15 protein-coding genes are annotated in these 17,911 nt (G+C 72.0%); 13 read left to right on the forward strand and 2 right to left on the reverse strand.

All coding sequences use genetic code 11. The annotated features are described in order from the left end of the window. Window positions 1-279: zinc ribbon domain-containing protein (locus H180DRAFT_RS16805; RefSeq protein WP_139151401.1), on the forward strand; the 279-nt coding region annotated here is incomplete at its 5' end. 76 nt (window positions 280-355) lie between these two features. Here the strand turns inward: H180DRAFT_RS16805 and H180DRAFT_RS16810 are convergent. Then, the gene (locus H180DRAFT_RS16810; protein WP_055486905.1) at window positions 356-1,114 is read right to left on the reverse strand and encodes an MBL fold metallo-hydrolase; all 759 of its coding nucleotides are present in this window, start codon (window positions 1,112-1,114) and stop codon (window positions 356-358) included. Between the two features lie 223 nt (window positions 1,115-1,337). Between H180DRAFT_RS16810 and hrcA the strand changes: the two genes are divergently transcribed. The 7 genes from hrcA to H180DRAFT_RS16845 all read left to right on the forward strand — a co-directional run bounded on the left by hrcA (window position 1,338) and on the right by H180DRAFT_RS16845 (window position 7,809). Continuing rightward, complete coding sequence (gene hrcA, locus H180DRAFT_RS16815; RefSeq protein WP_055486906.1) at window positions 1,338-2,354, forward strand: heat-inducible transcriptional repressor HrcA; 1,017 nt, start codon at window positions 1,338-1,340, stop codon at window positions 2,352-2,354. Beyond that, on the forward strand, window positions 2,355-3,491 hold the full coding sequence (dnaJ, locus tag H180DRAFT_RS16820) for a molecular chaperone DnaJ (RefSeq protein ID WP_055486907.1): 1,137 nt from the start codon (window positions 2,355-2,357) through the stop codon (window positions 3,489-3,491). 373 nt (window positions 3,492-3,864) lie between these two features. Further along, window positions 3,865-4,998, forward strand: a complete 1,134-nt coding sequence (locus H180DRAFT_RS16825) for a nitronate monooxygenase (protein WP_055486908.1) — start codon at window positions 3,865-3,867, stop codon at window positions 4,996-4,998. After that, a complete protein-coding gene (locus H180DRAFT_RS16830; protein ID WP_055486909.1) occupies window positions 4,995-5,750 on the forward strand; it encodes a 16S rRNA (uracil(1498)-N(3))-methyltransferase in 756 nt (251 codons plus the stop codon). The genes H180DRAFT_RS16825 and H180DRAFT_RS16830 overlap by 4 nt, the downstream gene beginning before the upstream one ends. A 124-nt stretch (window positions 5,751-5,874) precedes the next feature. Beyond that, window positions 5,875-6,252 carry a histidine triad nucleotide-binding protein gene (locus H180DRAFT_RS16835; RefSeq protein WP_055486910.1) on the forward strand — a complete coding sequence of 126 codons (378 nt, stop codon included), beginning with the start codon at window positions 5,875-5,877 and terminating at the stop codon, window positions 6,250-6,252. Window positions 6,253-6,270: 18 nt separating this feature from the next. After that, a complete protein-coding gene (locus H180DRAFT_RS16840; RefSeq protein WP_055486911.1) occupies window positions 6,271-7,251 on the forward strand; it encodes a ribonuclease Z in 981 nt (326 codons plus the stop codon). A 285-nt stretch (window positions 7,252-7,536) separates the two neighbouring features. Then, window positions 7,537-7,809, forward strand: a complete 273-nt coding sequence (locus H180DRAFT_RS16845) for a hypothetical protein (protein WP_055486912.1) — start codon at window positions 7,537-7,539, stop codon at window positions 7,807-7,809. 278 nt (window positions 7,810-8,087) lie between these two features. Here H180DRAFT_RS16845 and H180DRAFT_RS16850 read toward each other — a convergent pair whose 3' ends face one another. After that, window positions 8,088-9,107, reverse strand: coding sequence for a pyridoxal-phosphate dependent enzyme (locus H180DRAFT_RS16850; protein ID WP_055486913.1), 1,020 nt, complete (start codon window positions 9,105-9,107; stop codon window positions 8,088-8,090). Window positions 9,108-9,384: 277 nt separating this feature from the next. On the opposite strand from H180DRAFT_RS16850, the gene H180DRAFT_RS16855 reads away from it, so the two are divergent. From H180DRAFT_RS16855 to H180DRAFT_RS16875, 5 genes are all read left to right on the forward strand, one after another. Further along, window positions 9,385-10,491, forward strand: coding sequence for an S-(hydroxymethyl)mycothiol dehydrogenase (locus tag H180DRAFT_RS16855; RefSeq protein WP_055486914.1), 1,107 nt, complete (start codon window positions 9,385-9,387; stop codon window positions 10,489-10,491). A 661-nt stretch (window positions 10,492-11,152) separates the two neighbouring features. Beyond that, on the forward strand, window positions 11,153-12,535 hold the full coding sequence (locus H180DRAFT_RS16860; RefSeq protein ID WP_079100169.1) for a cation:proton antiporter: 1,383 nt from the start codon (window positions 11,153-11,155) through the stop codon (window positions 12,533-12,535). 268 nt (window positions 12,536-12,803) lie between these two features. Beyond that, window positions 12,804-14,096, forward strand: a complete 1,293-nt coding sequence (locus H180DRAFT_RS16865) for a glucarate dehydratase family protein (RefSeq protein WP_055486915.1) — start codon at window positions 12,804-12,806, stop codon at window positions 14,094-14,096. A 301-nt stretch (window positions 14,097-14,397) separates the two neighbouring features. Then, window positions 14,398-15,564, forward strand: a complete 1,167-nt coding sequence (locus H180DRAFT_RS16870; protein ID WP_055487066.1) for a carbohydrate kinase family protein — start codon at window positions 14,398-14,400, stop codon at window positions 15,562-15,564. Between the two features lie 157 nt (window positions 15,565-15,721). Further along, window positions 15,722-17,911: a PhoH family protein gene (locus H180DRAFT_RS16875; protein ID WP_074466849.1), complete on the forward strand. Its 2,190-nt coding sequence runs from the start codon at window positions 15,722-15,724 to the stop codon at window positions 17,909-17,911.

The raw sequence follows: 17,911 nt of genomic DNA on the forward strand, positions 1-17,911 counted from the left end.
CTCCACTCCTGGGCCTTCGCCCAGCTCGGAGACTTCATCGTCTACAAGGCCAAGCGGGCCGGTGTGCCCCTGGTCTTCGTTGATCCCGCGTACACGTCGCAGACGTGCGCCGAGTGCGGCCACGTCGACAAACGCAACCGTATCGACCAGGGGCTATTCATCTGCCGAGGGTGCGGGGTCGTTGCCCACGCCGACCGGAATGCTTCCCACAACATCGCCACCCGTGGCGAGAGCGTGTGGAATGCGGGGCGTGAGTCACGCGTCCCTGCCACCCCATAACGGGGTGTCTGGACGGAGGAGTCCACCCCAGCAGCCAGCTGGGCACTACCTCCAAGCCCGGCCCTTTAGAGCCGGGTCAAGTTGACGACAGCCCGAAACGTTCTGCCAGGGCCTCCCGTTGGGCCCGTACGAAGCCGGCGCCGACGACCGCGCCGTGCCCCGGGACGTACAGCGCGTCCTCACCGCCGAGCGCCAGCAGCCGGTCGAGGGCCGCCGGCCACCGCGCCGGGCTGGCATCGGGCCCGGCCTGCGGTTCGCCGGACTCCTCGACGAGGTCGCCGCAGAAGACGATGGGGGGACCGCCGTCCCGGCCGCCCACGACCACCGCCAGATCGAACGCGCTGTGTGCCGGGCCCATGTTCACCAGGCGTACCTCCCGCTCGCCCGGCACCATCGTGAGCTGCTCGGAGACGCCGTGCCCCGGCGGAACCAGCCGCTCCGCGGCTTCCGCCGCCACGTCCGCAGCCATGCCGTGCCGCACCGCGTCCTGCCGCAACTCCTCGCGTGCGTCCGCGAGATACCCGCCGAGCCCCTGCGCCCCGTACACGTGGGCACCCTCGAACGACGCCGTGCCGAAGACGTGGTCGAAGTGGGAGTGCGTGAGCGCGGCGTGCGTCACCGGCAGTCCGAAGAGGCGGTGCAGCCCTTCGCGGATCTCCGCGCCCTCCGCGACACCCGATCCGGTGTCGACGACGAGCACTCCTGCCTTGCCGCGCACGGCACCCGCCGTCGCGTCCCAGCCGGGGAGCCTGCACCGCACGACGCCGGGTGCCAGCTCTTCCCAGGGGCCCGCTCCTGGGCGGTCTTCGCGGTCTGCGTCCCTGTGCGAGGCCATGTGACGACGTTACTGGGACGTACCCGGCAGCGCGGCACCGCGATACGGTCATTACTGACGGCTCTTGCCCATGTCGCGGGAACCGGCCGTACACTTAGCCGGTGGATCTGGCACTCCGCTGACGAGAGTGCCAGGGACGCCGGAGAGGCGCCGGGGGACGGATGGCGTCGGCGGCCCTGAGAGCAGGCCGCAAGCAGACATGAGGCCGGACGGGAGGTGCGCGATGCTGAGTGAACGCAGACTCGAGGTGCTGCGCGCGATCGTCCAGGACTATGTCGGTACCGAGGAGCCCGTGGGCTCCAAGGCCCTCACGGAGCGGCACAACCTCCAGGTGTCACCGGCCACGGTGCGCAACGACATGGCCGTCCTCGAGGACGAGGGCTACATCGCTCAGCCGCACACCAGCGCCGGGCGCATCCCGACCGACAAGGGCTACCGCCTCTTCGTCGACAAGCTCGCCGGTGTGAAGCCGCTCTCACCTCCCGAGCGCCGCGCCATCCAGAACTTCCTGGAGGGCGCCGTCGATCTCGACGACGTGGTGGGGCGCACGGTGCGGCTGCTGGCGCAGCTGACGCGGCAGGTCGCCGTCGTGCAGTACCCGTCGCTGACGAGGTCGACGGTGCGGCATGTGGAGTTGCTCTCCCTCGCGCCGGCCCGGCTGATGCTGGTGCTGATCACCGACACCGGCCGCGTCGAGCAGCGGCTGATCGACTGCCAGGCGCCCATCGGCGACTCCGCGCTGGCGGACCTGCGAGCCCGCCTCAACAGCCGCGTGGTGGGACAGCGTTTCACCGAGGTGCCCTCCCTCGTGCAGGATCTCCCGGACGCGTTCGAGGGCGACGACCGCGGCACGGTCTCCACGGTGCTGGCCACCCTGCTGGAGACGCTCGTGGAGGAGACCGAGGAACGCCTGATCATCGGCGGCACCTCCAACCTCACCCGCTTCGGCCACGACTTCCCGCTGACCATCCGGCCCGTGCTGGAGGCCCTGGAGGAGCAGGTCGTGCTGCTGAAGCTGCTCGGGGAGGCCAAGGACCCGGGCATGACCGTACGAATCGGGCATGAGAACGCCCACGAAGGACTGAGTTCCACGTCGGTGGTTTCGGTCGGCTACGGTTCGGGCGACGAAGCAGTCGCCAAGCTCGGCGTGGTCGGCCCGACCCGCATGGACTACCCCGGAACGATGGGAGCTGTACGCGCAGTGGCACGGTACGTCGGACAGATCCTCGCGGAGTCGTAAGTGGCGACGGACTACTACGCGGTCCTCGGCGTGCAGCGCGACGCCTCGCAGGACGACATCAAGAAGGCCTTCCGCAGGCTCGCGCGGGAACTCCACCCTGACGTCAATCCCGACCCGAAGACGCAGGAGCGGTTCAAGGAGATCAACACCGCCTACGAGATCCTCTCCGACCCGCAGAAGAAGCAGGTCTACGACCTCGGCGGCGACCCGGCGGCCGGTGCCGCCGGCGGAGGCGGCGGCTTCGGCGGAGCGGGCGGCTTCGGCAACTTCTCCGACATCATGGACGCCTTCTTCGGCACCGCCTCGCAGCGCGGGCCGAGGTCGCGCACGCGCCGCGGCCAGGACGCCATGATCCGGCTCGACATCGACCTGGAGGAGTCGGCCTTCGGTACGACGAAGGAGATCCAGGTCGACACGGCCGTCGTCTGCAACACCTGCAACGGCGAGGGAGCCGCGCCGGGCACCTCGGCGCAGACGTGCGACATGTGCCGCGGCAGGGGAGAGGTCTCCCAGGTCACCCGGTCCTTCCTCGGCCAGGTGATGACGTCGCGTCCGTGTCCGCAGTGCCAGGGCTTCGGCACGGTCGTGCCCAGCCCCTGCCCCGAGTGCGCCGGCGACGGGCGCATCCGCTCGCGCCGCAGCCTGACGGTCAAGATCCCCGCCGGTGTCGACAACGGCACCCGCATCCAGCTCGCGGGCGAGGGCGAGGTCGGTCCCGGCGGCGGCCCTGCCGGCGACCTGTACGTGGAGATCCACGAGACCGCGCACCCGGTCTTCCAGCGCCGCGGCGACGACCTGCACTGCACGGTCACCATCCCGATGACGGCCGCCGCCCTCGGTACGAAGGTGCCCCTGGAGACGCTGGACGGCCTGGAGGAGGTCGACATCCGGCCGGGCACACAGTCCGGGCAGTCGATCCCCCTGCACGAGCGCGGCGTCACGCATCTGCGAGGCGGCGGGCGCGGTCAGCTCATCGTCCACGTCGAGGTGACGACGCCGGCCAACCTGGAGCCCGAGCAGGAGGAGCTGCTGCGCCGGCTTGCGGAGATGCGGGGCGAGGAGCGGCCGACGGGTCAGTTCCAGCCCGGGCAGCAGGGGCTGTTCTCGCGGCTCAAGGACGCCTTCAACGGCCGCTGACACGCACCGGGCCCCGGTAGCTCCCGGGGGTCCCCGGTACGGGCCGCTTCCGTGCCCCGCCCGGACGGAAATCGTGGACGGAACTCGCGGACGGAACTCGAGCGCGGGGCCGCGGAATTCACACGGAGTCCGCAATCCCGAAGGCCCTGAGCCCGCGGGAACGTTGCCGGTTTCCTCTCCGGCCCCGCCCGGCCCGGCCCGGCCGGGCCGGAAGCTGAAGCTGCCGGGACGGAAGCTGCCGTGCCGGAGCCGGAGCCGGAGTCGGCGGTCTCCGGCGGGTCGCACGCCTCCGTCGGTCCCTTCGCCGCCCGCGGTCCCGCCCCAGGACAGGACCGGGACGGGGCGGCGGGGTGCCGCGTGACAGGATGTGCGCATGCCCTCCGCATCGATCCCGTTCTCCGATCTCACGGAGCATCCGATTGTGCAGGCCCCCATGGCGGGCGGGCCTTCGACCCCGGAGCTGGCCGCGAACGTGAGCGAGGCGGGCGGACTGGGCTTCCTCGCAGCCGGCTACAAGACGCCGGAGGCGATGTACGAGGAGATCAAGCAGCTGCGCGGGCAGACCCAACGCCTCTTCGGCGTCAATCTGTTCATGCCGCAGCCCGACAACGCCGACTCGGGGGCACTTGAGCGCTACCGCGCTCAACTAGCCGATGAGGCGGCGTGGTTCGAGACCGAACTCGGCGAGACCGATCACGCGACCGACGACGCCTACGAAGCGAAGCTCGCCATACTCTTCGACGACCCCGTGCCCGTCGTCTCGTTCACCTTCGGCTGCCCGACCCAGCCTGTTCTGGAGCGCTTCACCAAGCGCGGGACGTACACCGTCGTCACCGTCACCTCCGTCAACGAGGCGCAGACCGCGGAGTTCCTGGGGGCGGACGCCGTGTGCGTGCAGGGTGTCGAGGCGGGAGGCCACCAGAGCACCCACCGCGACGATCCGCAGGCGGACGGGACGGGCAGCGGCCTCGGGTTGCTCTCCCTGCTGGTGCAGGTCAAGGAGGCCGTGCGGCTGCCGGTCGTCGCGGCGGGGGGACTGATGCGCGGCAAGCAGATCGCGGCGGTGCTCGCCGCGGGTGCGAGCGCCGCCCAGCTCGGCACGGCGTTCCTCGTCTGCCCCGAGTCCGGCGCCGACGTCATGCACAAGCAGGCCATGACCAACCCGCTCTTCGCACGTACCGAGTTGACCCGTGCGTTCACCGGGCGGCCCGGCCGTGCGCTCGTCAACCGTTTCCTGCGCGAGCACGGCCCGTACGCGCCGGCCGCCTATCCGCAGGTGCACCACCTGACCGCCGGCGTGCGCAAGGCCGCGGCCCGCGCGAAGGACCCCCAGGGCATGGCGCTGTGGGCGGGCCAGGGGCATCGGCTCGCACGTGACCTGCCGGCCGCGCAGCTGATGGATGTGCTGGTCACGGAGCTGGCGATGGCACGCGAATGGCTCGCGAAGCAGGGCGGGCCGGCCTTGGGGTCTCCCCGGGCCGCAGGCCCAGGGGACGGCCCCGTATGAGCGCGGCCGTCTTCCTGGCCGACCCGGACCGGCTCGCGGAGGTGGCAGGGCGGGAGGGCGGCACGCTCGTGCTGGAGGGCCCCGAGGGCCGGCACGCGGTGTCGGTACGGCGGCTGCGCCCCGGTGAGGACGTCGTGCTCACGGACGGCGCGGGCACCGGCGCGTACGGCACGGTGACGGCCGTCTCCGGCAAGGACCGCCTGGAAGTGGACGTCACCTCGGTACGCGCGGAGCCCGAGCCCCGCCCCCGCATCACCGTCGTACAGGCCCTCCCGAAGGGCGACCGCGGGGAGCTCGCCGTGGAGACGATGACGGAGACGGGGGCCGATGCGATCGTGCCGTGGGCGGCGTCCCGCTGCGTGACGCAGTGGAAGGGCGAGCGCGGCCTCAAGTCCCTGGCGAAGTGGCGCTCCACGGCGCGCGAGGCCGGCAAGCAGTCGCGGCGCCTGCGCTTCCCCCAGGTCGCGGATCCGGCCACGACCGCACAGGTGGCGGAGCTGCTCCGGGAAGCGGCTCTCGGCGTCGTCCTGCACGAGGAGGGAGATCTGCCGCTGGCCACTGCCGAACTGCCCCCGGACGGCGGCATCGTGCTGGTCGTCGGGCCCGAAGGCGGCGTGTCCGCTCAGGAGTTGGCGGCGTTCGCCGACGCCGGCGCGTGGACGTGCCGGCTCGGTGCGAGCGTGCTGCGCACCTCCACGGCCGGCACTGCGGCGACGGCCCTGCTGCTGGGCCGCACCGGACGCTGGGACTGAAGGGCGCCGCCGGGCCCGGACCTGTCCCGGCATCCCGACCGGCCGCCCGGGCCCCCGGTGTGCCCCGCCGGGAGCGGTGATTCGGGAGGGTGCGGTTGCGGCGAGCACAGGTAGCATCCCCCGCATGGCTGGAGAACCGCAGGCCGACTGCCTGTTCTGCAAGATCGTCGCCGGCGAGGTCCCGGCGACGGTGGTACGGGAGTCGCAGACGACCGTCGCGTTCCGCGACATCAACCCGCAGGCGCCCACGCATGTCCTCGTGATCCCCAAGGCGCACTACCCCGACGCCGTCTCCCTCGCGGCGGCCGAGCCGCAGCTCGCCGTGGACCTGCTGCTCGAAGCGGGCGAGGTCGCCGCCGCCGAGAACATCGTCGCCGACGAGGCCGGACCGGGCACCGGATACCGCGTCGTCTTCAACACCGGTTCCGGAGCCGGGCAGACCGTCTTCCACGCGCACGCCCACGTGCTCGGCGGCCGCGGCTTCAACTGGCCGCCCGGCTGAGCCGCCGGCCGTACACAGATGTCCTCACGCGAACTGGTCGTGCTGGGCACCGCCAGCCAGGTCCCGACCCGGCAACGCAACCACAACGGCTACGTGCTGCTGTGGGACGGCCACGGCATCCTCTTCGACCCCGGGGAGGGCACCCAGCGCCAGATGCTGCGCGCCGGCGTCTCCGTACACGCCCTGAACAGGATCTGCGTAACCCACTTCCACGGTGACCACTCACTGGGACTGGCCGGTGTCATCCAGCGCATCAACCTGGACCGGCTGCCGCACACCGTGACGGCGCACTATCCCGCGAGCGGCGAGCAGTACTTCGAGCGCCTGCGCCACGCGACCGCGTACCGCGAGACCGTACGGCTGCGACAGGAACCCGTCGCCGCCACGGGCGAGTTGACGGCAGCGGCACCGGCGGACGGCTCCTCCGGCAACGGCACGGGCACCGGCACCGCGGCTGCGCCGGAAGCCCAGGGGGCCCCTCCCTTCTCGCTCTTCGCGCACCGCCTCTCGCACCCCGTCGAGGCGTACGGCTACCGGCTCACCGAGCCGGACTCGCGCCGCATGCTCCCCGAGCGGCTTGAGGCACGCGGCATCGGCGGCCCCGACATCGCCAGGCTGAAGCGCACGGGCGAACTGCGCGGCGTACGGCTGGAGGAGGTCAGCGAGCCCCGTCCGGGGCAGCGGTTCGCATTCGTGATGGACACCCGGATGTGCGACGGGGTGCTCGCCCTCGCAGAGGACTGCGACCTGCTCGTCATCGAGTCCACATTCCTGGACGAGGACGCGGCGCTCGCCGAGGAGTACGGCCACCTCACGGCCGGTCAGGCGGGCCGGGCGGCGGCGGAGGCGGGTGTGCGCAGCCTCGTCCTCACTCATTTCTCGCAGCGGTACCCGGACGCCTCACTCTTCGCGCGGCAGGCCCGTCTGGCAGGGTTCGAGGGGGAGTTGACGGTGGCGGAGGACCTGACGCGGATTCCCGTGCCGAAGAGGCGTGCCTGAGCGCGTGCTTCCACGGCGCTCCCGGAGCCCGGAGCCCGGAGCCCGGAGCCCGGAGCCCGGAGCCCCGGCCGCGTCCGGGGGCCGCATCGGGCCGCTTCCGGCCGCGTCCTCGTGCGGCCTTGACGCCGGGGGACTCACGGCCGGTGATGCCCGCCGTGCTGCGGACGCCCCGTGAGTCCGCGTCAAGTTCCTTGCTGATCCCTGATAACAACTCTGCAACGCCCGCAGTTTGTACGTACCTTCGGGACCGGTGTGGGGGCGTTCCTCTCAGAACTGGAGCATCCAATGTCCCGGAAGCGGAAGAGCAGCCTGAAGGTCAAGGCCGCCGCTGGTGTCGGAGCCGCCGTGCTCGCGGTCGGAATCGCGGCGGTGACCGTCGGCACGAGCCAGGCGGCGACGGAGAACTGCGCGGGGCTCGAACAGGCCCTCGCGAACAACGAGAACTTCATCGCCCAGCAGCAGGCGAACCCCGACGCCCAGTCGGAAGCGAGGATCGCCAACCGGCAAGCCGTCATCGACAACATCCAGCAGCGTCTCCAGGCGGCGGGCTGCCAGTGACCCGCTGAGTCCGGCCGGCCCACCGGCCGGCCGGACCCGGGCCGATCGGCACCGCGCACCCCCAAAAAGCCTCGGCGGCACAGGGCGGCTCGCCGAGTAGGGACGGCCGGCACCTCCTGCCCAGGTGCCGGCCGTTCGCCGTCCGCGAGCGGTGTGAGCGGCCCGCCCCACGACGGCGCCGCCCCGTCCGGGAGCCCTCGGGGCTCCGTGGGTCAGGAGCCCTCCGGGTTCTGCGGCCGTCCGGCCCCGGTGAGTCAGGAGCCCTCCGGCCCTTGTGGTCAGGAGCCCTGCGGGCTCTCTTCCATCAGTTCCAGGAAGCGCTTCGTGCCGACGTTGCCGCCGGAGATGATGACCCCCACCCGGGCCGGAACCGGGTCGATCCGCCCCGCGAGCAGGGCCGCCAGCCCCGTCGCCCCGCTCGGCTCGATCACGATCTTCAGCCTCTCGAAGGCGAACCGCATGGCCGCCCGGATCTCCTCGTCGCTCACCAGCTCCACGCCCGCCAGCAGGCGCCGGTTGATCGAGAAGGTCAGCTCGCCCGGTGTCGTGGCGGCCTGCCCGTCCGCGATGGTGCGCGGCACCGCGTCCAGCTCGATCCGGCTGCCCTCGGCCAGTGAGCGGCGCGTGTCGTCGCCCGCCTCCGGCTCGATGCCGAGGACGCGCAGCCGCGGATACAGTGCCCTCGCCACCGTCGCCGAGCCGGCGGCCAGTCCGCCTCCGCCCACCGGGACGAGGAGGGCGTCCAACTCCCCGGTCTCCTCGAGCAGTTCCAGCGCGGCGGTGCCCTGGCCCGCGATGATGTGCGGATGCTCGTACGGAGGCACCAGGGCCAGCTTCCGCTCCTCGGCCACGCGCCTGCCGATGACCTCCCGTACCTCGGTGTAGCGGTCGTAGGTGACGATCTCGGCGCCGTAGTCGGCCGTGGCGTCCATCTTGGAGGGCGGCGTGTCCTCGGGCATCACGATGACCGCCCTGCTGCCCAGCTCGCGGGCCGCGAGGGCGACGGCCTGCGCGTGATTGCCGGAGGAGTAGGCCGCGACGCCGTTCGCCAGCTGCTCGGAGGGCAGCTGGGAGAGTGCGTTGTAGGCGCCGCGGAACTTGAACGCCCCTATCCGCTGGAAGTTCTCGCACTTGAGGTGGACCTCCGCGCCCACCAGCCGGTCCAGGGTGCGGGAGTGGAGCACCGGCGTGCGGTGCGCGGCTCCCTTCAGCCGGCCGGCAGCGGCGCGGACGTCCTCGAGCGTCACGGGACCGCTGCCCCGGGACGCCGGGTCTTCAGCCGTCGGACTGCTGCTCATCGATGCTTCGCTCCTCCTCCGGGGCGGGCGGACTCCTGCGGCCCGTACGTGTGCGCCCCCTCGCCGCTACATCCTCGCCCGCTGCGCCCGCGAAGCCGAATGCGTTTCCGCGGAAGTCCGCCGCGGGCCTCGCCGGGCGCGGGCGCGCATGGTGTCGGCGGCAGGGGCGACACCCTTCCGCGTGGTCGACGGTTCGTCTCCCGGGCGGCACAGTTGGGCGCAACCGACAATCCGCGGTCACGACGGGGTGGCCGCGGGCCTAGTACGGAGGGTCCGGATGTCACAGGAGGTGCGCGGCGTCGTCGCGCCGGGCAAGGACGAACCGGTACGCGTGGAGACCGTCCTGGTGCCGGACCCCGGCCCCGGGGAGGCCGTGGTGAAGGTGCAGGCGTGCGGCGTCTGCCACACCGATCTGCACTACAAACAGGGCGGCATCAACGACGACTTCCCCTTCCTCCTCGGCCACGAGGCCGCGGGCGTCGTCGAGTCCGTGGGCCCAGGAACGACAGAGGTGGAGCCCGGCGACTTCGTGATCCTCAACTGGCGTGCGGTGTGCGGCCAGTGCCGGGCGTGCAGCCGCGGGCGCCCCTGGTACTGCTTCGACACGCACAACGCGTCCCAGTCGATGACGCTGGCCGGGGGCTCCGGGGGCTCCGGGGGAGGCACCAAGCTCTCCCCGGCCCTGGGCATCGGCGCGTTCGCGGAGAAGACCCTCGTGGCGGCCGGTCAGTGCACCAAGGTCGACCCGGATGTCGACCCCGCCGTCGCCGGTCTGCTCGGCTGCGGGGTGATGGCCGGGATCGGTGCCGCCGTCAACACCGGCCAGGTGGGGCGTGGTGACTCCGTCGCGGTGATCGGCTGCGGCGGAGTCGGCGACGCGGCGGTCGTCGGAGCCCGGCTCGCGGGGGCCTCCCGCGTGATCGCCGTCGACGTCGACGAACGCAAGCTGCGTCAGGCCGAGTCCATGGGCGCCACCCACACCGTCGACGCCCGAAGCGCAGACGTGGTCGAGGCGATCAGGGAACTGACCGGCGGCTTCGGCGCGGACGTCGTCATCGAGGCCGTCGGCCGCCCCGAGACCTACGAACAGGCCTTCTACGCCCGGGACTTGGCCGGCACCGTCGTGCTGGTCGGGGTGCCGACGCCGGAGATGCGCCTGGAGCTTCCGCTGCTGGACGTCTTCGGGCGCGGCGGCTCGCTGAAGTCCTCCTGGTACGGCGACTGTCTGCCCTCCCGCGACTTCCCGATGCTCATCGACCTGCACAAGCAAGGGCGCCTGCCCCTGGAGAAGTTCGTGACGGAGCGGATCGCCCTCGACGAGGTCGAAGCGGCATTCGACCGCATGCACGCCGGGGACGTACTGCGGTCCGTGGTCCTCTTCTGACCTCGGAGCCGGTGCATGAGCCGAAGCCGGAGCATGAGCCGGAGCCGGTGCATGAGCCGGAGCCGGAGCCGCGGCCGTCCGTCCGCGGGTGCGGTGTGTACGGGCGGGGTGCCGCCCGCCCGTACACCCCCGCGGGCATCCCGGCAGGACAGCGGTGCGCCATGGACGCGGGCATCGGCCGCAGTTGACGGTTCGCCGTCCACGCGCGGGGCGACGGCCGCACGGCCCGGGGAATGCTCCGGGTTTTGCCCTGGAGGTATGGGCGCTTTACCGATCGATTACCCTGGTGCGGTGATCGCCCATCCCAAGGACCGGCCCGTACACCGGTCCTGAAGCCGACGTGACGGGGGCCAAGATGCATCCGACCCACCGCCGGTCCGTGAAGCCGCCCTCGTCGGCGTCGTCGGCGCGCCGTTCCCGCACCCCCCGCCGCCGGACGTGCGCGTGCGGACGCCGAGCGCAGCAGCGCGCACGGCAGCGACGGCACAGGCCGCTGCGGCCTCCCACGTGCACGGGGGGAACGGCCCGCCCCCGCACGCCGGCCGCCGCCGGCCCGTCGCCCCACCCGGCACCCGCTCCGCATGTGACGCAGCCCCCCAGCCGTCGCGTACGAGGGCGAGCCGGACGCCGCTGCTGACCCGACCCCGGAGGTCCGACGCCCGTGCACGACACCACCGCCATGCTCATCGAGCTCGGGGCCATCATCCTGGCCCTGGGCCTGCTGGGAAGATTCGCCGGCCGCATCGGCTTCTCCCCGATCCCCCTCTACCTGCTCGCCGGGCTCGCCTTCGGCCACGGAGGTCTCCTTCCGCTGCAGGCGAGCGAGGAGTTCGTCGCCACGGGCGCCGAGATCGGGGTCATCCTGCTGCTGCTCCTTCTCGGCCTGGAGTACAGCGCCTCCGAACTGGTCACCAACCTCAAGACCCAATACCCCTCCGGCGCCGTCGACTTCGTCCTCAACGCGCTGCCGGGCGCCGCGGCCGCGCTGCTGCTGGGCTGGGGCCCGGTCGCCGCCGTGGTGCTGGCCGGCGTGACGTGGATCTCCTCGTCGGGCGTCATCGCCAAGGTCCTCGGCGACCTCGGCCGCCTGGGCAACCGCGAGACGCCCGTCGTCCTCGGCGTTCTCGTGATCGAGGACCTGGCGATGGCCGTCTATCTGCCGATCCTCACCGCGATCCTCGCCGGTGTGAGCCTCGCGGGCGGCGCGGTGACGCTGCTGATCTCGCTCGGCACCGTCGGCGCCGTGCTGTACATCGCCCTGCGGCACGGCCGCCTGATCAGCCGCGTGGTGCTCTCCGACAGCGCCGAGATGCTGCTGCTCGTCGTGCTCGGCCTCACGCTTCTCGTCGCCGGCATCGCCCAGGAACTCCAGGTCTCCGCGGCCGTCGGGGCGTTCCTCGTGGGCATCGCGCTCTCGGACGAGGTGGCCGAGGGTGCCCACAATCTGCTGACGCCGCTGCGCGACCTGTTCGCCGCGGTCTTCTTCGTCTTCTTCGGTCTGTCCACCGAGCCGTCCGACATTCCGCCCGTGCTGCTGCCCGCGCTGATCCTCGCCGTCGTCACCACCCTGACGAAGATCGCCACGGGCTGGTACGCCGCGCGCCGGGCGGGCATCAGGTCCCCGGGGCGCTGGCGGGCCGGCGGCACGCTCGTCGCGCGAGGCGAGTTCTCCATCGTCATCGCGGGCCTCGCGGCGGGGGCGGCGCCACGCATCGGCCCGCTGGCCACCGCTTACGTCCTCATCCTCGTCATCGTCGGACCGCTCACCGCCCGCTGGACCGAGCCGGCCGTCCGGCGGCTGAAGCAGCGCAACTTCTCGGCCGCCCGGGCCACGGCGGCACGGGCCACGGCGGCCTCGGCGAAGAAGCTTCCGGCGGAGAGCATCCCGACGGACAAACCCGCGGAGGACGCGGGCAAGAAACAGACCGGCTCGCGGAGTGCGGGCCCCGCGGACCCCGCGGATTCGGGCAGTTCCGCCGACGTGGTCCCGGAGTCCCGTACCGACGCCGTCGACGAGTCCGACCCGGCCAGGACCTCACGGTGACGTTCCGCGCGCACCGACCCTGAACGCAGCCCAGCAGCCCAGCAGCCCCGCAGCGCCCCGCCCCCACGCCGCCGCTTCCCGCCTCCGGAGCGCCGACGCGGGGGCGGCGGCGTGCGCGGCGTGTGCGGCGTGTGCGGGGCCGGGGCCGGACCGCAGGCCCTGTGCGCGGTATTGACCGGCGATGTTCAGCTCCATAGCCTCCATCCGCGTACGTGGACACCATCCACGTACGGAGACACCAGCCGACGGACGCGCCGGGAGCCGCTCCTTGACCGCCGACCTGACCGTCACCGACGTACGGCTCACACCCGTCCTCGTCTCCGACCCGCCCCTCCTCAACACCCAGGGCGTGCACCAGCCCTACGCGGCACGGCTGATCGTCGAGGTCGTCACCGCCGGCGGCACCACGGGCTTCGGAGAGACCTACGGCGACACCAAGTACCTGGACGTCGCCCGCCCACTGGCAGAAGCACTGCCGGGCCGCCAAGTCACCGACCTGAACGGGCTGTTCACCCTCGCCGGCAGCGTGAAGATCGACGCCGCACGCGTCGAGGGCACCGCCGACGCCGGCGGACAGCGCGGCGTGCAGACCGCCGACAAGCTGCGCCTCTCCGTCGTCTCGGCCTTCGAAGTCGCCTGCCTCGACGCCCTCGGCAAGGCCCGCGAGCTGCCCGTGCACGCGCTGCTGGGGCACAAGGTGCGCGACCGCGTGGAATACAGCGCGTACCTCTTCTACCGCTGGGCCCGGCACCCCGGCGGCCGGGGCGGGACCGACGACTGGGGCGCCGCGAGAGACCCCGCCGGAATCGTGGCCCAGGCCCGCCGCTTCGCACGCGACCACGGCTTCCGGTCCTTCAAGCTCAAGGGCGGCGTGTACGAACCCGCCGAAGAGATCGCCGCCGTCCGCGCGCTGGCCGAAGCCCTCCCGGATGCGCCGCTGCGCCTGGACCCCAACGGCGCCTGGTCCGTGCCGACTTCGCTCGACGTCGCCGAGCAACTGCGCGATGTCCTCGAGTACCTGGAGGACCCGACGACGGGAACATCCGGCATGGCTCGGGTCGCATCCCGGTCGGGAATTCCGCTCGCGACCAACATGTGCGTGACGACCTTCCCCGAGATCCCGGAAGCGTTCGCCACCGGGGCCGTACAGGTCGTGCTCAGCGACCACCACTACTGGGGCGGACTGCTCCGCACCCGCGAACTGGCCGCCGTCTGCCGCACGTTCGGCGTCGGTGTGTCCATGCACTCCAACACCCACCTGGGGATCTCGCTCGCCGCGATGACCCACGTCGCGGCGACCGTCCCGAATCTGGACCATGCCTGCGACAGTCACTACCCCTGGCAGTCGGAGGACGTCCTCTCCCGCCGGCTCACCTTCCGCGAGGGCTGCCTCGACGTCTCCGACGCACCCGGCCTCGGCGTCGAGGTGGACCGCGAGAAGCTCGCCGTCCTGCACCGCCGCTGGCTGGAGGACGACGGAACGATGCGCGACCGCGACGACGCCGCCGCCATGCGCAGGGCCGATCCCGGATGGGTGACCCCGGCCGTTCCCCGCTGGTGACACTCACCTCCGCGCACGCGCACGCGCCCGGGGACGCGGACCGCAGCCCGCGGCGCACCGCCCCGCGGGCCGCACCCGGCCCGGTCCGGCGACGCGGACAACGCGGAACGGGCCGCCGGCTGGCCCGGAGTCCGAGCGGCGCGGTACACCGGAGTCACCACTCGAAGCCGTACAGGTGCCGGAGGAGTACAAGGTGAGCACGGGCGCGCGCAACAACCATGGGGAGGAGCGGGAGCCGCAGGAGGCCGGAAACGGAACCTCCGTCCCGCCCGGCGGCGCAGGCACCCGCACACACGGCACGCTGCCCACGCACACGCACCCCTTCGACCCGCTCGCCGCCGTCCGCGCGCCCGGCGACCCGGCCTGCGACGTCTACCTGGCCGGCACCGTCTTCCTCGACATCATCTTCACCGGCCTCGACTCCGCCCCCGTCCGCGGCACCGAGACGTGGGCCCGCGGCATGGGCTCCAGCCCCGGCGGCGTCGCCAACATGGCCACCGCCCTCGCGCGGCTGGGCCTGCGCACCTCCCTCGCCGCGGCCTTCGGCGACGACATGTACGGCGACTACTGCCGCGAGGCCCTCGACAAGGGCGAAGGCATCGACCTCACCCTCTCCCACACCGTTCCCGGCTGGCACTCTCCCGTGACCGTCTCCATGGCGTACGAGGGCGAACGCACCATGATCTCCCACGGGCACGAGGCACCGCCCCGAGAGCCCATTGCCCCGCCCTCGGCACTCGGCCTGGGCGGAGCACCCATCGACCCCGAAGCCCCGGGCTGCCCGCCACCCGCACGCGCCTGCGTCACGTCCCTGGCTCCGGGCGACGGCCAGGAATGGCTCGCCACCGCCGCAGGCCGCGGCAGCCGCATCTTCGCCGACGTCGGCTGGGACGACACCGGCCGCTGGGACCTCGGCGCCCTGCCGGACCTGGAGCACTGCGAGGCCTTCCTCCCCAACGCCGAGGAGGCCATGCGCTACACGCGCACCGACTGCCCCCGCGCGGCGGCCCGCGCGCTCAGCGAGAGAGTGCCGCTCGCGGTCGTCACGCTGGGGGCGCAGGGCTCGTGCGCCGTGGACGGCCGCACGGGCGAGTCCGCGGAGGTCCCCGGCATCCCCGTGGACGCCCTCGACACCACCGGCGCGGGCGACGTCTTCGTCGCGGGCTTCGTCATGGGCTCCCTCGCGGGCTGGCCCCTCGCCGACCGGCTGGCCTTCGCCGGGCTCACGGCGGCGCTCTCCGTCCAGGAGTTCGGGGGCTCCCTCTCCGCGCCGGGCTGGGCCGAGGTCGCCGCCTGGCGGAGCCGGGCGGGCGGACACCGGTCGCGGCCCGGAGCCCACGCCGGCGCCGGTCCGTGCGAGGGCACGTACGGATTCCTGGACGCGGTCCTTGCGGGATGCCCCGGCTCCGCACCCCGTCGCCGCGCGCTCCCCACGATCGGCTTCGGCCGCACCACCGCGGCCGGATGACCCGCTCGGACGCCGCCGCACCGCACCCGGACGCGGGGCGCGAGCCCGGTCCCCGCAACGAAATCGCGTTCGGGCTTGTCAGTGCCGCGTCGTATTCTTGGAAGCCAATCGCCAGGAGAGACAGAGAGGGATGAGGAAGGCCCGGCCCGGGTCGCCCATGACGCAGACAACGACGAATCAGGCGGGATCCTCGAAGGCACCTCAGGCCACGGCCCGCTTCACCGTCCCGGCCAAGCATCCGATGGTGACGGTGCTGGGTTCCGGCGACTCCCTGCTGCGCGTGATCGAGCAGGCGTTCCCCGCCGCCGACATCCATGTACGCGGCAACGAGATCAGCGCGTCCGGCGAGGCCGCGGAGGTCGATCTCATCCAGCGGCTCTTCGACGAGATGATGCTGGTCCTGCGCACCGGCCAGCCCATGACGGAGGACGCGGTCGAGCGCTCCATCTCGATGCTCCGCGACCAGCAGGACGGCTCGGGCGCCGCCAGCGAGACCCCGGCCGAGGTGCTCACGCAGAACATCCTCTCCAACCGCGGCCGCACGATCCGCCCGAAGACGCTCAACCAGAAGCGTTACGTGGACGCGATCGACAAGCACACCGTCGTCTTCGGCATCGGCCCCGCCGGCACCGGCAAGACCTACCTCGCGATGGCAAAGGCCGTGCAGGCCCTCCAGTCCAAGCAGGTCAACCGGATCATCCTGACCAGGCCGGCGGTCGAGGCGGGCGAGCGGCTCGGCTTCCTGCCCGGCACGCTCTACGAGAAGATCGACCCCTATCTGCGTCCCCTCTACGACGCCCTTCACGACATGCTCGACCCCGACTCCATCCCGCGCCTGATGGCTGCCGGGACGATCGAGGTGGCGCCGCTGGCCTATATGCGGGGGCGCGCGCAGCCTGCCTTCACCAAGGTCATGACGCCCGACGGCTGGCGGCCGATCGGCGAACTCCAGGTGGGAGACCTGGTCACCGGGTCGAACGGTGAGCCGACCCCCGTGCTCGGGGTGTATCCGCAGGGCGAGAAGGACATCTATCGCGTCACCGCCCAGGACGGCTCCTGGACGCTGTGCTGCGGCGAACACCTGTGGACGGTCCGTACTGCTTCGGACCGCCGGCGGAACACGCCGTGGCGCGTTCTGGAGACCAAGGACATGATCGGCAACCTCCGTGCCGCGCACGCCCGCCGGTACGAACTGCCGATGCTGACCGCCCCCGCATCCTTCCCCGAGCGGGACGTGCCGATGGATCCCTACGCCATGGGGCTGCTGCTCGGGCACGGGTGTCTGACCGGGTCCACCACCCCGTCGTTCTCCACGGCGGACCCGGAACTCGCCGAGGCCCTGGAGGCATCGCTGCCCGGTGTCGCGGTGCGTCACAAGAGCGGGTCCGACTACGTGCTGAACCGGGTCAAGAGCCCGGGGGACGTCGTCACGCTGGAGAACCCGGTCACGCGTGTGATGCGGGAACTGGATCTGCTGGGCAGCCGCTCGAACACGAAGCTCGTGCCGGACGATTACTTGTACAACACGGCGGAGGTCCGCCTGGCGCTGCTCCAGGGCCTGCTCGATTCCGACGGCGGCTCCGTTGTACAGACCGACCGGACGTGCCGGGTCCAGTACACGACGACGTCGATCCTGCTCCGCGACGATGTCGTGTCGCTGGTGCAGTCCCTCGGCGGTGTGGCTCACACCCGGCGCAGGGCGGCCGCAGGGCGCTCCCCTGGACGGGCAGGCGGCAGGGACGTGTCGTACCGGTACGACGCTCACGTCGTGGACATCCGGCTCCCCGAAGGTATCGAGCCGTTCCGCCTGGCACGGAAGCGGGACAAGTACCACGCAGCAGGCGGTGGAGGCCGCCCGATGCGTTTCATCGACAGCATCGAGCCGGCGGGCCGCGAGGAAGCGGTGTGCATCCAGGTCGCGGCGGAGGACTCGCTCTACGTCACCCAGGACTACCTGCTGACGCACAACACGCTCAATGACGCCTTCATCATCCTGGACGAGGCGCAGAACACGAACCCCGAGCAGATGAAGATGTTCCTCACCAGGCTCGGGTTCGACTCGAAGATCGTCATCACCGGTGACGTGACCCAGGTCGACCTTCCGGGCGGCACGAAGAGCGGTCTGCGGCAGGTCCGGGACATCCTCGACGGCGTGGACGACGTGCACTTCAGCATCCTCGACAGCTCCGACGTGGTGCGTCACAAGCTCGTCAGCCGCATCGTCGACGCCTACGAGCGCTACGACGTGCGAAGCGGTGCGGACTCGGAGGCTCACCCCCCTGCGGGTGCCCGGGGTGCAGGCGGCAAGGGCGGGGACCGTCATGGCCACAGCCACGGAAAGCGCTGA

It is taken from the genome of Streptomyces sp. WMMB 322 (assembly GCF_900090145.1).
Taxonomy (GTDB): domain Bacteria; phylum Actinomycetota; class Actinomycetes; order Streptomycetales; family Streptomycetaceae; genus Streptomyces.

Excerpts from the sequence above, each read along its gene's own strand:
- H180DRAFT_RS16810 (WP_055486905.1), bottom strand. The coding sequence starts at position 1,114 with ATGGCCTCGCACAGGGACGCAGACCGCGAAGACCGCCCAGGAGCGGGC.
- hrcA (WP_055486906.1), top strand. The coding sequence starts at position 1,338 with ATGCTGAGTGAACGCAGACTCGAGGTGCTGCGCGCGATCGTCCAGGAC.
- H180DRAFT_RS16825 (WP_055486908.1), top strand. The coding sequence starts at position 3,865 with ATGCCCTCCGCATCGATCCCGTTCTCCGATCTCACGGAGCATCCGATT.
- H180DRAFT_RS16830 (WP_055486909.1), top strand. The coding sequence starts at position 4,995 with ATGAGCGCGGCCGTCTTCCTGGCCGACCCGGACCGGCTCGCGGAGGTG.
- H180DRAFT_RS16835 (WP_055486910.1), top strand. The coding sequence starts at position 5,875 with ATGGCTGGAGAACCGCAGGCCGACTGCCTGTTCTGCAAGATCGTCGCC.
- H180DRAFT_RS16840 (WP_055486911.1), top strand. The coding sequence starts at position 6,271 with ATGTCCTCACGCGAACTGGTCGTGCTGGGCACCGCCAGCCAGGTCCCG.
- H180DRAFT_RS16845 (WP_055486912.1), top strand. The coding sequence starts at position 7,537 with ATGTCCCGGAAGCGGAAGAGCAGCCTGAAGGTCAAGGCCGCCGCTGGT.
- H180DRAFT_RS16850 (WP_055486913.1), bottom strand. The coding sequence starts at position 9,107 with ATGAGCAGCAGTCCGACGGCTGAAGACCCGGCGTCCCGGGGCAGCGGT.
- H180DRAFT_RS16855 (WP_055486914.1), top strand. The coding sequence starts at position 9,385 with ATGTCACAGGAGGTGCGCGGCGTCGTCGCGCCGGGCAAGGACGAACCG.
- H180DRAFT_RS16875 (WP_074466849.1), top strand. The coding sequence starts at position 15,722 with ATGACGCAGACAACGACGAATCAGGCGGGATCCTCGAAGGCACCTCAG.